At 69.1% G+C, this 13672-nt stretch carries 14 protein-coding genes; 4 read left to right on the plus strand and 10 right to left on the minus strand.

The genetic code is table 11. From position 1 onward, the window contains the following. Positions 1-6: 6 nt before the first annotated feature. The 4 genes from pdxA to dapA are packed head-to-tail and all read right to left on the minus strand — an operon-like array spanning position 7 to position 4314. Positions 7-1020: a 4-hydroxythreonine-4-phosphate dehydrogenase PdxA gene (gene pdxA / locus FSV73_RS05935; protein WP_145005288.1), complete on the minus strand. Its 1014-nt coding sequence runs from the start codon at positions 1018-1020 to the stop codon at positions 7-9. Next, positions 1013-2263: a four-carbon acid sugar kinase family protein gene (locus FSV73_RS05940; RefSeq protein WP_145005291.1), complete on the minus strand. Its 1251-nt coding sequence runs from the start codon at positions 2261-2263 to the stop codon at positions 1013-1015. The genes pdxA and FSV73_RS05940 overlap by 8 nt, the downstream gene beginning before the upstream one ends. Further along, entirely contained in the window at positions 2260-3426 is a 1167-nt protein-coding gene (locus tag FSV73_RS05945; RefSeq protein WP_145005294.1) for an iron-containing alcohol dehydrogenase, read from the minus strand. The genes FSV73_RS05940 and FSV73_RS05945 overlap by 4 nt, the downstream gene beginning before the upstream one ends. A gap of 12 nt (positions 3427-3438) precedes the next feature. Next, positions 3439-4314 carry a 4-hydroxy-tetrahydrodipicolinate synthase gene (dapA, locus tag FSV73_RS05950; RefSeq protein WP_145006192.1) on the minus strand — a complete coding sequence of 292 codons (876 nt, stop codon included), beginning with the start codon at positions 4312-4314 and terminating at the stop codon, positions 3439-3441. Between the two features lie 296 nt (positions 4315-4610). Here dapA and FSV73_RS05955 point away from each other — a divergent pair, with 296 nt between their 5' ends. From FSV73_RS05955 to FSV73_RS05965, 3 genes are all read left to right on the plus strand, one after another. Further along, entirely contained in the window at positions 4611-5087 is a 477-nt protein-coding gene (locus FSV73_RS05955; RefSeq protein WP_145005297.1) for a GlcG/HbpS family heme-binding protein, read from the plus strand. Positions 5088-5098: 11 nt separating this feature from the next. Next, the gene (gene uraH / locus FSV73_RS05960; protein WP_145005300.1) at positions 5099-5497 is read left to right on the plus strand and encodes a hydroxyisourate hydrolase; all 399 of its coding nucleotides are present in this window, start codon (positions 5099-5101) and stop codon (positions 5495-5497) included. 561 nt (positions 5498-6058) lie between these two features. Continuing rightward, complete coding sequence (locus FSV73_RS05965; RefSeq protein ID WP_145005303.1) at positions 6059-6832, plus strand: lipopolysaccharide biosynthesis protein; 774 nt, start codon at positions 6059-6061, stop codon at positions 6830-6832. A 10-nt stretch (positions 6833-6842) separates the two neighbouring features. On the opposite strand, the gene FSV73_RS05970 is transcribed toward FSV73_RS05965, so the two are convergent. From FSV73_RS05970 to FSV73_RS05985, 4 genes are all read right to left on the minus strand, one after another. Beyond that, a complete protein-coding gene (locus tag FSV73_RS05970; RefSeq protein WP_145005306.1) occupies positions 6843-7586 on the minus strand; it encodes an SDR family oxidoreductase in 744 nt (247 codons plus the stop codon). A 184-nt stretch (positions 7587-7770) separates the two neighbouring features. Beyond that, positions 7771-8208, minus strand: a complete 438-nt coding sequence (locus FSV73_RS05975; RefSeq protein WP_145005308.1) for a YqaA family protein — start codon at positions 8206-8208, stop codon at positions 7771-7773. Between the two features lie 111 nt (positions 8209-8319). Next, positions 8320-8859: a DsbA family protein gene (locus tag FSV73_RS05980; RefSeq protein WP_145005312.1), complete on the minus strand. Its 540-nt coding sequence runs from the start codon at positions 8857-8859 to the stop codon at positions 8320-8322. 80 nt (positions 8860-8939) lie between these two features. Further along, positions 8940-9983, minus strand: a complete 1044-nt coding sequence (locus FSV73_RS05985; RefSeq protein ID WP_145005315.1) for an NAD-dependent epimerase/dehydratase family protein — start codon at positions 9981-9983, stop codon at positions 8940-8942. 187 nt (positions 9984-10170) lie between these two features. On the opposite strand from FSV73_RS05985, the gene FSV73_RS05990 reads away from it, so the two are divergent. After that, positions 10171-11568, plus strand: coding sequence for a CoA transferase (locus tag FSV73_RS05990; protein WP_145005318.1), 1398 nt, complete (start codon positions 10171-10173; stop codon positions 11566-11568). A 15-nt stretch (positions 11569-11583) separates the two neighbouring features. On the opposite strand, the gene FSV73_RS05995 is transcribed toward FSV73_RS05990, so the two are convergent. Continuing rightward, a complete protein-coding gene (locus FSV73_RS05995) occupies positions 11584-12252 on the minus strand; it encodes a response regulator (RefSeq protein ID WP_145005321.1) in 669 nt (222 codons plus the stop codon). Beyond that, positions 12249-13658, minus strand: coding sequence for an ATP-binding protein (locus tag FSV73_RS06000; protein WP_145006195.1), 1410 nt, complete (start codon positions 13656-13658; stop codon positions 12249-12251). The genes FSV73_RS05995 and FSV73_RS06000 overlap by 4 nt, the downstream gene beginning before the upstream one ends. Positions 13659-13672: the final 14 nt, after the last annotated feature.

The following is a 13672-nucleotide window of genomic DNA, read 5'->3' on the forward strand; positions in this document are numbered from 1 at the left end:
GCCTCCTCAGGCGGCCTGGCTGGCGCGCTGCCGGCTGGCCAGTTCGGTGGCCTGGCGCAGCGCCTCGATGAGGCTGCGTTCGTCGGCGATGCCCTTGCCGGCGATGTCGAAGGCAGTGCCGTGGTCCACCGAGGTACGGATCACCGGCAGGCCGACGGTGACGTTGACGCCGGCCTCCAGGCCCATGACCTTGACCGGGCCGTGGCCCTGGTCGTGGTACATGGCCACCACGCAATCGAAGTCACCGCGCCCGGCGCGGAAGAACAGGGTGTCGGCGGGCAGCGGGCCTTCCACGCGCCAACCACGGGCGCGTAGCTCCTCGATGGCCGGCTGGATCTTGGTTTCTTCCTCGCCGTAGCCGAACAGGCCGTTCTCGCCGGCGTGGGGATTGATGCCGCAGACGGCGATCAGCGGGTCCTGGATACCGGCGCGTTGCAGGGTGGCGTGGGCGCGTTCGATGGTGCGCTTGACCAGGCCCGGCTCGATACGGGCGATGGCATCAATGATGCCGATGTGGGTGGTGACGTGGATAACCTTGAGGATCGGCGTCATCAGCATCATCGACACCTCCTCGGTGCCGGTGAGGTGCGCCAGCAACTCGGTGTGGCCGGGGAAGATGTGGCCGCCCGCGTGCAGGGCTTCCTTGTTCAGCGGGGCGGTGCAGATGGCATCGAGTTCACCGGCCGAGGTGAGCTGCACGGTGCGTTCGATGTAGCGATAGGCGGCGTCGCCGGCCAGGGCCGACAGCTTGCCGTAGGGCAGGTCGGCGGGGATCAGGCCGAGGTCGATGCAGTCCACCACACCCGGTTGGAAGCGCGCCTGGTTGGGTCGCTCGATGGCGTTGATCTGCAGCGTGCCACCGACGATGCGATTGGCGTCTTCCAGGCGGCCGGCGTCGCCGATGACCAGCGGGCGGCAGCTATCGTAGACCGCGGCGTGGGCCAGGGACTTCATGATGATCTCGGGACCGACGCCGGTGGCGTCACCCATGGTGATGCCGATGACGGGACATTCAGACATGGTGGGCTTCCTTGTGCAGGGAGGCCGAGGCCTGTGCGGGTAGGCTGGCGCGCAGGTGGCGCCAGGCGTCGAGGAGGGTGTTGGCTTGGCCGAAGCCGCCGGCCTTGGTGACGACGTTCAGGGCGCGGCCGCGCCAGCGCGTGCTGGCCAGGGCCACCCCGGGCGCGAGGGCGCCGTGCAGGTCCAGGGCGGTGATCCCGGCCCGGGCGAGCAGGGCGCGGGCGGTCTCACCACCGGTGGCCACGAGGGCGGCGGCCGCGTGCAGGGCCGGTTGCAGCAATTCGGCCAGGGCCTGGCTCAGGGCCACGGCCTGGCGCGGGTCGCGGGCTTGCTGGTCGAGGCTGACCAGGACGTCCTCGCCGCGGGCCAGGCGCTGGGCCAGGGTCGCGGCCAGGGCCGTGCGCTCGGTCGCCCGCTGCGGCTCCAGCAGCCAGGCGGGGGCCAGGCGTTGCCAGTGTTGCGGGCTCCCGGCCGCCAGGGACTCGGCCTGGGTCTGGGAATGGCGCGACATGCTGCCGACCACCGTGAGCACCGGACCTTCGGCCCGTGGGTGAGGGGTGGGAGTACCCACCAGGCCGAGGGCAACCGGCAGCGCTTCGGCGAGACCCGCCGAACCGACCCAGAACAGCTGTTGCGCCAGGGGCGCGGACGCCCGGGCCAGGGCTTCCAGGTCCGACTGGCGCTCGGCATCGCAGACCAGCGCCGGCAGGCCGCTGTCCAGCGCGCGGCGCAGGGCCGCGGCCAGGGCGACCGGCTGGCGCAGGGTGGCGAGGTCCAGCCGGGCACAGCTGATCCCGTGGGCGCCGAGTTGCGCGACCAGATCGGCGCTGCCGGTCAATCCCTCGTTGCGCCAGACATCGCTTTGGTCGACCGCTACGCCGTCCAGGTACTGGATACCGCCGCGGGTGGTGCGGCCCTGCGCCGGATAGGCCGGGGCGACCAGGGCCAGGCCGCGCGGGGCGAGGGCGGCCACCTCGGCGGCGACATTGCCGCGCAGGGTGGAGTCGATCTTCTTGTACAGCGCGGCGCCCGCCACGGCCGGATGCCCGAGCAGCGCCCGGTGGCCAGCGGCCGCCGCGGCCCCGTCCAGCCGGCGGCTGTCCAAATCCAGTGCCGTTACCGGTGCCTGGGCATCCAATGCCTCGGCGTCGAGCAGTACCCGGGTCGCCTGGGTCGCGGCGAAGCCCAGGGCGCAATCGGCGGCGCCACTGAGGTCGTCGGCCAGGATCAGCAGGCGGGTCATGGCAGCAGCCGCCGATAGAGCGCCTGGATGTCGTCCAGGCTCAGCGGCTTGGGATTGTTGACCATCAGCCGGGTGACCTTGGACGCCGCCACCGCCATGTCCGCCAGGTGCTCCTCGCGCACGCCGAAGGCCGCCAGGTCCTGGGGGATTTCCAGGGTGGCGGTCCAGGCGGCGATCTGCTCGATCAGCTTGTGTGCAGCGGCTTCGTCGCTGTCTTCCTCGCGGGCCAGGCCGCAGACCACGGCGGCGCGTTTCAGGCGCGGCGCGCAGCTGTCCAGGTTGAAGGCCATGACGTGGGGCAGCAGCATGGCGTTGGCCACCCCGTGGGTGACGTGGAACTTGCCGCCCAGAGGATAGGCGAGGGCATGGACCGCTGCCGTGCCGGCCGCGGTGAGGGCCACGCCGCCGTAGGTGGAGCCGAGCAGCATGTCACTGCGGGCGCGCACCGAGTCCGGCTGCTGGTAGGCCTCGACGATGCTGCCGGCGATCAGGCGCATGGATTCCAGGGCGAAGGTATCGCTGACCGGGTTGGCCTTGTTGGAGATGAAGGACTCCAGCGAATGGGTGAAGGCGTCCATTCCGGTGGCGGCGGTGATGGCCTTGGGCAGGCTCAGGGTCAGCAGCGGATCGAGCAGCACCAGCGCGGGCAGCAGGTGGCGGCTGACCACGCCCACCTTCAGCTCTTCGTCGGGCAGGGTGACGATGGCATTGGGGGTCACTTCCGAGCCGGTGCCCGCAGTGGTGGGCACCAGCACGGTGGGCAGGCCGGCACGGATCACCTGGTCGATACCCAGCATGGACTTGAGCGATTGCTCGTTGGTGAGCATGACCGCGAACAGCTTGGCGGCATCCAGCACCGAGCCGCCGCCGATGGCGAGCAGGGCGTCGGGCTGGCGCGGCGCGACCTGCTCGCGGAACACCTGCTCGATGTTCTCCAGGGTCGGCTCGATCTCGACGTTGTCGATCACCGCCACCTCGATGTCGCGGGCGGCCAGCTGCGCCTTGACCCGCTCGGTCACGCCCAGGCCGTGCATGGCCTGCTGGGTGACCAGCACCACGCGGCGCAGCGGGACGTCGAGGAGGGCGAGCTTGTCGCCGAGCTGGTCGAGGGCGCCGGCGCCATGGACCAGGTGTTTGACGGTCTGGAAATGGTAGAGGGACATGGGCGCTCCGGATCAGTCGCGATAGACGGCCAGCAGGCCTTCGAGCTTGTGTACGGTGGCTTCGTCCAGCGGCGCCACCGGGGCACGGCAGGGACCGACCGGGACGTTGAGCAGGTCGGCGGCCTTCTTCAGTACCGACGGCATGGTCCCGAGGGCGAAGGCGTCGCGCAGCGGCCGCAGCTTTTCCTGGGCGGCGCGGGCGGTGGCGTGGTCGCCAGCCTGGAAGGCGTTCCAGATGGTCATGACGACCTGGGGTACCGCATTGGCCGTGGCCGCCACCGCGCCGTCGCCACCTGCCAGCAGGTTCCAGTAGATGAGGGAGTCGGTGCCGGCGAAGACGGCGAAGTCGTCGCTGCGGTACTTCAGCATCTGCACCAGGGCGTCGAAGTTACCGGCGCTGTCCTTGATGCCCTTGATCCGGGGATGCTGGCTCAGGGTGGCGACGGCGCCGATGCCGATGGACATGCCGGTCTTGGCCGGGATGTTGTAGAGCATCAGCGGCAGCGAGGAAGCGTCGCCGATGGCTTCGTAGTGGGTGATCAGCTCTTTCTGGCTGACGGCATTGAAGTAGGGCGTGATGACGGAAAGGGCGTCGACGCCGCGATCCGCCATCTTTTTGTTCAGTTCGATCACTTCGTGGGTGGCGAAGGCACCGGTACCGGCTACCACCGGCACCCGACCGCCGGCGGCGTCTACCGTGAGCTCGGCGATACGCAGCTTCTCGGCTTCGGAGAGGGCGAAGAACTCGCCGTTGGTGCCCAGTACGAACAGGCCGTGGACGCCAGCGCCGATCAGATTTTCGATCAAACCGCGCAGGGCATTTTCATCGACGCGCTGCTGGGCGTCGAACGGGGTGACGAGGGCGGGAACGATGCCGCGGAATTTCATGGTCATGCCTACCTTGTGATTGTTCTGATCACAATAAAACATGTTTTGATCTAATCGATCAATAGTAGGCTGGCGGATTATCACGCTGAGTGACCGTCTGCACGTTCGGCAGAGTCCACAGAGTGCGCCTGACCTTGACCGGCTGGTGCCCAAGGTGCGCTGGATGCTCGGCGTGAACGCTGCCCCAGGTCGCGGTCATCCGTCTGATTGAACTGACAAAATTGTCACGCGCCGGTACCCATTCCTGACCGAACGATCAGGATAGGGTGGCGGGGTCATCTCCTGGACCCCGCATCATGTCGCGCTTTCTTACTGCCTTAACCGTCGTCTTCCTTGGCACCACTGCGCTCGCTCAGGCGCAGGCGGCCTTGCCGCAGCATCCCGATCTCGACCTTGATGCCGCAAAGCGGCTGGCCCAGGCCGCGCCCTGCAGCGCAGCGCTTGCGGTGCTCGATCGCAGCGGCCAGACGATCCTGCTGCAGCGTGATACCCGCGTCGGGCCGCACAACGCCGAGGCGGCGCGGCGCAAGGCGTTCACCGCGCTCTCCACCCGTACCCCCACGCAGGCGCTGGCCGAACGTGCCCGGCAGAACCCGGACGCCGCCAATCTCGTCACCCTGCCCGAATTGCTGCTGCTGGGCGGGGGCATCCCGCTCTACGAAGGCGACCAGCTGGTCGGCGCCCTGGGCATCGCCGGTGCCGGCGGTGGCGGGGCGGACGAGCGCTGTGCGCTGGCGGCCGCCGAGCACCTCGACCTCACCTCCCACCCTTGAAGGAAATTTCCATGAAGACGTTCGTGCTGTTGTCTGGCCTGGCCCTGTCCGGCTTCGCGGTTGCCGCACCCAATCCCCTGAGTGTCCATGTGCTCAACCTGGAAGACGGTAAGCCGTCGGCCGGGGTGCACGTGACCCTGGAGCGCCAGGTGGGGCAGGGCTGGCAGCCGCTGGCGGAGGAGGTCACCAACGAACAGGGCCGGGTGCCGGCGCTGTTCCCTCCGGAGAAGACCTTCGAGAAGGGGGAATACCGCGTGGTCTTCAAGACCGGGGATTACTATCGCCAGCAGGGCCGCAGTGCCTTCTTCCCCGAGATCCCGGTGGTGTTCGACGTCACCCAGCCGGCGCAGCACTACCATATACCGCTGTTGCTCAGCCCCTATGGTTTCAGTACCTACCGGGGTTCCTAGTCGGCGGGGAAGCGTCACGGCTCGCGCTCGGCCGTTGCGCCCGCGCGGGCGCCCAGGTCGCGGCGCCGGCTTCACGAGCCTGCCTGGCTTGAGCGAGCCTGTCGCGCGCCGCTGAGGCCGTGCGCGGAGGTTCCCGATGGGTGCTGCAGGGCTGCTCGCCTGCGGTACCCACAGCTACCCCAGGCGGCCTGTCCTGACGGTCGGCGGGTCTTCCCAAGGCCCCTGAGCGGCGGCTGTCACCTCAGGGGGCAACCTTGGCCGGCCACCGGATGCTTCGAAACCCTGCGTAGCCACGCTTCGTTCTGGCTCAGCAATACGCGGGTCGCTTGCCTTCGGGCGGACACCGCTCGGGACGTCTTAAGTGAGTCCTAATCGACAAAGCGTAGCCTTGGTCGCGTGAACCCTTATTGTGCCCGGTTATTTTTTCGAGCGGCGCAATTGATCATGTATGACAAATGACGTCACCGTTACCTGTCAGGAGCTGGTAGGTATGCCGCTCGATCAGTTTTCACCTAGCCTTTCCAAGATCCGGGATGACGCGGCTGCAGGCGACGTGCCCCTGTGAGTCAGGACTTCGCGTCACTGCGCAATAGTCAACGCGGCCCGGTGCTGCTGCTGGCCTCCGGCCCTTCGGCTGGCGAGCTCAACCTGGATGCCTGGCGGGCGGTGCCGATCATCACCATGAACGGCGCCATCGCCAAGCTGACCGGGAGCGGCATCCGCCCACTGTTCTACGTCTGCAGCGACCTGAGCTTTGCCGAGCAGCAACCCGACCTCTATGAACGTGGGCTCGAGCAGGCGCAACGGCTGGCCTTGTGGCCCGCGGCGATCGAAAGGCTGGCGGGAAGCCGGCAGGCCAAGGCCCACGCGCTGCGCCGAGCGCCCAGTACGCGTCTGGAACACTACCTCGGGCGGGAGCGCGACCAAGCCGAGCGCACGCTCACCCTGCTCAGTCGCCGCGCGCGCGACATAGGTTTCAGTCGGGACATGGACTACGGCGTCTTCGATGTGCGCACCGTGGCCTACATCGCGCTGCAACTGGCGTATCACCTGGGTTTCACCGAGATCTATCTGGCGGGGGTCGACCTCAACGCGCAGGCGCCGCGTTTCTACGAAGGCAGCACGCGGCCGAGATCACCCTGCGGCCTGGAAGAGCACCTGTACAGTCGCATCCTGCCCGGCTTCAAGGTCATGCAGGACGTCATGACCGCCGAGGGCCGCCAGGTCTTCAACCTGTCGCGGAGCAGCCGCATTCCCGCCCAGCTCATCCCGCCTGCCGATCTGGCGGCGGTCGAGGCCGGCTGGCAGGGACTGCGAACCCGCCAGGCCGGTTGAAGCTGTCGGCTCAGTATTCCTGGCGCGTGGGCCGGAAGAGGATCTCGTTGATGTCCACGTCGTCTGGCTGGCTCAGGGCGTAGACCACCGCCCGGGCGAAGGCGTCGGCGGGAATGGCCAGCTCATAGAGCTTGCGGACGTTTTCCGCGACGTCCGCCTCGCTGATGCTGTTGGGCAACTCGGTGGCGACGGCGCCGGGGGAGAGGATGGTGGTGCGGATGCCATAGGGCTTGACCTCCTGGCGCAGGCCCTCGGAAATGATCCGCACGGCATGCTTGGTGGCCGAATAGACGGTGCTGCCGGCGCGGACCTTGTGACCGGCGACCGACGAGACGTTGATGATGTGGCCACTCTGCTGCGCCTGCATGGTCGGCAGGACCGCGGCGATGCCATAGAGCACGCCCTTGATGTTGACGTCGATCATCCGGTCCCAGTCTTCCAGCCGCCGCCGGTCCAGCGGCGAATGCGGCATCAGCCCGGCGTTGTTGAGCATGACGTCGACCCGGCCGAACCTTTCCAGGGCGAGGTCGACCAGGGCCTGGACCTGCTCGGCCTGGGTCACGTCGGTGGCCTGGACCGCCACCTGGGCACCGGTGGCCTGCAACTCCGCCGCCAGGGCCTCCAGGCGGTCGAGCCGGCGCGCGCCCAGCACCAGCCGCGCTCCTTCCTGGGCCAGCCGGCGCGCGGTGGCTTCGCCGAGGCCGCTGCTGGCACCGGTGATCACCACCACCTTGTCGTGGATGTTGTCGCTCATGGCAAAGGCTCCTCAGGTTGTCGAGAGACATCTGACTGGCTGTCCATTCCAAGGTGCGGCGACTGGCGCGGCCGTCGTCCAGGCGGGCTGGCGTAACAGCTCTGCGGCGGTCCCTTGGCGTCCAGGCAACTCGTCGGCACGCCTGAAGGGCGCAGGGTAGAGGAAGACGGCCTGGGGTGCCGGCTCAACGCCAGCCCAGCGTCAGTCCCCAGACCACGCCGTAGCGCGCGGCCTTGGCCAGGGTCACCACCAGCAGGAAGCGCCACAGCGGCTCGCGCATCACCCCGGCCACCAGGGTCAGGGGGTCGCCGACGATGGGTGTCCAGCTGAGCAGCAGCGACCACCAGCCCCAGCGCTGGTAGGCCGTCTGGATACGGGCAAGCCGTTCCGGCGACACCGGAAACCAGCGGCGTTGGCGAAAGCGTTCGAGGTGGGTGCCCAGCCACCAGTTCAGCGTCGACCCCAGGACGTTGCCCAGGGTAGCGGCCAGCAGCAGGAGCGGCGTGGCGTAGCGCCCGGTCAATAGCAGACCCGCGAGGGCCGCTTCCGATTGCAGGGGCAGTAGCGTGGCCGCACCGAAGGCGAGGGCGGCGAGGCCCAGGTAGATGCTCAGGGCTCCCAGGATGAAGCTCCAGCGGGGCAGGCCATGGACAGGCGGTCTCGAGTCGAGGGGAGGCTGCCGAGCATAGCGCGAGGGAAGACGCCATGCCTGCCCTCGCTTCGGCCCCGGGCGTCAGCCCAGCCGCGCAATCCAGTCGGCGACCGAATCACCGCTACTGATATCCGGCTGCACCAGGCCGTCGATCATGAAGGTGGGCGAGACGTGGATGCCGTTCTGCCGAGCGTACTTGCAGTGCCACTTGATGGCCTGCTGCAGGTCCGGCTGGGCGAAGGCTTCGGCCAGGGCCAGGCCGCTGTAGCCTTCCAGGCGGGCGATGATGTCGTTGGGCGTTGCGTCGCGGTTGGGGCCGGTGGCGTGGTCCTGGAACTCGAATTCCTCGCGATGGGCGGCGACCGCGCCCAGCACCGCCTTGGCGCTGTCCTTGCCGCCTGCCAGGGTCGCGGCGGCCAGCACGCAGCGCACCACCACGCCGGAGAACAGGTGCCAGGGCTGGGATTGCAGGCGGATCTGCAGGGTGATGCGGTCCGGGCCGGCCTGGGCCAGCAGGTCGTCCAACTTGTTGAAGGCCTTCACCGAGAAGGGGCAGGTGGGCTCGAGGAAGACTTCGAAGCGGCGCGGGCCGTGGCCCCAGCTCAGGGTGTCTGCGTACATCGGGATCTCCTGTGGCGATGGAAGAAGCGACCGGGATGAGACCGCGCGCCGTCCCTGGCGTTTTCCCGGTGCGCGAGGCGTCAGGGAATCAGCCGCCGCCGCCGCATGTCTTCCAGGTGCGCCAGCAGTACCTCGTCCGATCTCAGGAGCATCCGCTGGAAGCCAGCCTGCCGCGCCTTGGTCACGTCGAAGATGGCGTCCGTCTCGACATGGAAGATGAAGTCGCCGAAGGCCCCGGGCGCGATCCGCCGGGGATCGGCTTCGGCCAGGTTTTTCCGCCGGGCCAGGGCTTGCCAGACCGGCTTGAGCGCGGTCAGGCGCTGATCCAGGGAAATCGGCTGCGGCTCGCCCACCTCCAGGCCGAACCAGTCGGCCAGCTTCGGCCAGACATGGCTCCAGCGGAAGACGTCGCCGTTGGTGAGGTTGAAGGCGCCGTCCTTTTCCGCTTCGGCCGCCCACACCGCCGCTTCACCCAACAGTGGCGCGGCGGTGACATTGACCAGGGCGCCACGATAGGCCTGCTCCGGTCCGGGGAATTGCATGGCGGTACCGGTTTCCTTGCACAGGGCGCCATAGAGGCCGATCAGATTGCCCAGGTTCATCGCCGAGCCCAGGGAATGGCCGATGACGATGTCGGGCCGCAGCGCGGTCCAGCGGATACCTTCGGCTTCGAGACTGCGGACGAAATCCTCGTGGCGGAAATAGAGGTTGGGCGGGAAGTGGCGGCTGTCATCTTCGCGGGCGGGCGTCTTGTAGACGCCCAGGTGGGCGCCGTAGATCTTGCCGCCCTGGACGAAGGTGATGCGCTCCAGGGGCGCGCCGGCGTGGCGTAGCGCGGCCACCAGGTTTTCCAGCATGGCGGCGTTTTCGTCGGCCTCTACGCCGGGGTCCGGATTGGGCTTGAGGGCGCTGTAGAAGAGGTGAGTCACCCCGGCGAACCTGTCCGTGGCGGCGGCCAGGCTGCCGGCGTCCAACAAGTCGGCGGTCACGTGGGGGAAGCGGCTCGGCGCCGCCGTCGAGCGGCCCACGGTGGCGATGGACCAGCCGCTCTGGGCGAAGGCCTCCAGCACGGCCTGGCCGATGATGCCGCTGGCGCCGGCGATGAGGAGTTGTCTTGCAGTCATGGAGGGCTCCCGGTGAAGTCGGTTGAGGGCGATGAAGGGGAGACCCCGGTCGCCGTCGATTTGTCCCCCGCGCGGGCTGGACGGTCGAGGTGGCCGCCGTCCGCCGGCGGCCCGTCGCCGCACGCTTTCCTGGTCGTCCTGCACGGACTACCTTGGGCGGGATTCCATCCTTGCGAGGCGGTCCGTCATGGCGACATCTCCGGTGGCTTTCCCGGCCTTTCCAGCGCTGCTCGCGGAGGTGATCGCCGCCTTCGAACTGCCTCCGGAGAGGGCTGGGCAACTGCGAGTCGAGAATGCCGACAGCCTGGCCGCCTGCTTTCCCGTCAGCGACCTGGCCACCGCGTCCATGGGCGTAGCCGGCCTGGCCGTGGCGGAATTGCTCGGCGCGACCGGGCCGGCCGCCGAGGTACGGGTGGATCGGCATCTGGCCGCGGCCTGGTTCAGTCGTTCGCTCGAGCCCCAGGGCTGGGCCTTGCCGGGCACCTGGGATCCGGTCGCTGGCGACTATCCCACCCGCGACGGCTGGATTCGCCTGCACACCAATGCGGCCCACCATCGGGCGGCGGCGCTCGGCGTCCTGGGCTGTGCCGGGACCCGCGGCGCGGTGGCCGAGGCGGCCGCCAGCTGGTCGGCCACCGCATTGGAGACGGCGGTGGTCGGCGCCGGCGGCTGCGCTGCCGAAATGCGCGGCCTGGCGGCCTGGCAGGTCCACGCCCAGGGCCGAGCGGTAGCGGCCGAGCCGCTGGTGGCCCTCGACTGGCAGGATTGCCCGTCGCCCTCGGCCTGGCGGCCCGCGCCGCAGCGGCCCCTGGCCGGTATCCGCGTACTCGACCTGACCCGCATCCTCGCCGGACCCATTGCCACCCGCTTGCTGGCGGGGTTGGGTGCCGAGGTGCTGCGGCTGGATCCGCCCGCCTGGGACGAGCCGGCCCAGGCGCCGGAGGTGACCCTGGGCAAGAGGTGCGCCCGTCTCGACCTGCGCCGGCCCGCCGACCGGCTGACGTTCGAGCGCCTGCTCGGCACGGCCGACGTGCTGGTGCACGGCTATCGTCCGGAGGCCCTGGAGCGCCTGGGCTACGGCGCGATCCGGCGTCGCGTGCTCAATCCGACGGTGGTCGACGTCAGCCTGAATGCCTATGGCTGGAGTGGGCCCTGGGCCGGCCGCCGTGGTTTCGACAGCCTGGTGCAGATGTCCTCGGGCATCGCCGCGGCCGGTCGCGACTGGCGGCAGGTGGCGGAGCCGGCGCCCCTGCCGGTCCAGGCCCTCGACCACGCCACCGGCTATCTGATGGCCGCCGCGGTCATCCGCGGTCTGACCGCTCGGGTGAGAGAAGGCCGTACCCTGAGCGCGCGCCTGTCCCTGGCCCGTACCGCCGGCCTGCTGACCGCGCATCCCACTGTGGCCACCGAGCCGCTGTACCCCGGCGTGCAGGCCGCCGACTACGACGCCGAATCCGAGCCCACCGCCTGGGGGCCGGCGCTGCGCCTGCGCCCGGCACTGGCGATCGGCGACCTGCGCCTGCACTGGGACCGGCCGGCTACCCGGTTGGGCTCGGCGATGGCGGCCTGGGCGGCGGATGCCTGAAGGCGGTCGATAGCCTCAAGACTCCAGACAATACCCCACTCCATAGATTGAACGGATCAGCTCGCAATCCGGGTCGAGGCGGTGCAGCTTGCGGCGGATATTGCGCACGTGGCTGTCGACGGTGCGGTCGGTGACGATGCGGTAGTCGGCATGCAGGTGGTTGAGCAACTGGTCGCGGGAGAGCACCTTGCCGAGGTGCTTGGCCAGGGTCGCCAGCAGGCGGAATTCCACCGGGGTCAGCTCCAGCGGCTGGCCGTTGAAGCTGGCCTGGTAGGCCTCGGCGTCCAGCTGCAGGCCACTGGGCGCGGGCAGGCCGCCCGCCGCGCTGCGGCGCAGCACGGCCTTGACCCGGGCCACCACCTCGCGCGGGCTGAAGGGCTTGCAGATGTAGTCGTCGGCGCCCAGTTCCAGGCCGAGCAGGCGGTCGATCTCGTCGACCCGGGCGGTGACCATGATGATCGGCAGGGCGCTGAAGGCGCGTACCGCGCGGCACACCTCCAGGCCATCCAGGCCGGGCAGCATGAGGTCGAGCAGCACCAGGTCGGGCGGCGTCGCGCGGATCGTCGCCAGGGCTTCCTGGCCGTCGGCGCGCCAGTCGCAGGCGAAGCCGGCGGCCTTGAGGTAGTCGCCGAGCAGGGCGGCGAGCTTGGGTTCGTCTTCCACCAGCAGGATGGTCTGGCTCATGCCGGGCTCCGGTCGTCGAGGGCGGGCAGTTGGAGTTCCAGCCAGAGGCCGCCCAGGGGGGAGGCGTGCGCCTGCAGGTGTCCGCCGTGGACCTCGGCGATGCCGCGGCAAATGGCCAGGCCCAGGCCGGCGCCGCCGCTGCGGCGGCTGCGCGAGCCCTCGACGCGGTAGAAGCGTTCGAACAGCCGCGCGCGATCGGCGGCCGGCACGCCGGGGGTGGAGTCCTGCAGGTCGACCTGCAGCAGGGGGCCCACCCGGCGCGCGGCGAGGCGCACCTGGCCGGGGGTCTCGGTGTATCTCAGGCTGTTTTCCAGCAGGTTATAGAACAGCTGGCCGAGGCGCGCCTCGTCGCCGTGGATCATCAGGGGCACGTCCGGCAATTCCAGTTGCAAGTCCAGACCGGCCTGGCGATAGCGCGCACGCCAGGCGTCGGCGGTCAGCGCCAGCAGCGTCGCCAGGTCCACGGCTTCGTGGCGATAGGTGGGGCCGCCGACTTCGGCCAGGGACAGTTCGAAGAGGTCGTCCACCAGTTTGTTCAGCGAGCCAACCTCGGTCTGTAGCGACTTCAGGCCGCCGAGATCCAGCGGCCGGATGCCGTCTTCCATGGCTTCCAGTTCGCCCTTGAGCACCGCCAGGGGGGTGCGCAGTTCGTGGGAGATGTCGGCCATGAAGACCCGCCGCTGGCGTTCGTTGTCCGCCAGGGCGTTGGCCAGGCGGTTGAAGTCCTGAGCGAGTTGGCCGGCCTCGTCGGCGGAACGGATGGGCAACTGGATACCGTAGTCGCCGGCCGCCAGGCGGTGGGTAGCGGCCGCCACGGTGCGGATCGGCCGTAGCAGGGTACGGGCGATCCACCAGGCGAGGGCGGCGGCGAGCAGCAGACAGACGAAGGCGATCACCAGGCTGGAGCGGATCTGGCTCTGCTGGAAGCGGCGGTCGCCGTCGCTGATCACCGCTTCGAAGGGGGTCAGCGCCAGCCAGCCGACCACCTGGCCCTGCCAGTGGAGGGCACGCAGCAGGGGGCGGGGTGGCAAATCGCGAAAGCCGATCAGGTAGTGATGCTCGGCATCCAGCAGTGAGAAGCGCAGAAAGGCGCCGGTAAGATCCGAAACCGGCGGGGAGGGTCGCGTGGTGGCATTCGCTGGAAATTCCGGCCGCATCAGTTGAATCCAGGCCTCGGGCGGATGCTGGTTGAGCAGGAAGTCCCAGCCGTGGTGCTCGGCGTAGGCGTGCTCGAAGCGCGGCACCAGGGCGTCCAGGCGTTGTTCGGCCTGTTCGTTGAGATAGCCGAGGAAGTCCCGCGAGAAACTCAGGTAGGAGGCCCAGGCCATGCCCAGCACGGCGAAGGCGCAGAGCGCCAGGGCGGCGAGGAAGACCTTGGCGGACAGGGACAGGCGAAGCAGGCCCATGCGGATCTCGGCAA

The sequence above is a fragment of the Pseudomonas oryzihabitans genome, from assembly GCF_007665395.1.
GTDB lineage: Bacteria > Pseudomonadota > Gammaproteobacteria > Pseudomonadales > Pseudomonadaceae > Chryseomonas > Chryseomonas psychrotolerans_C.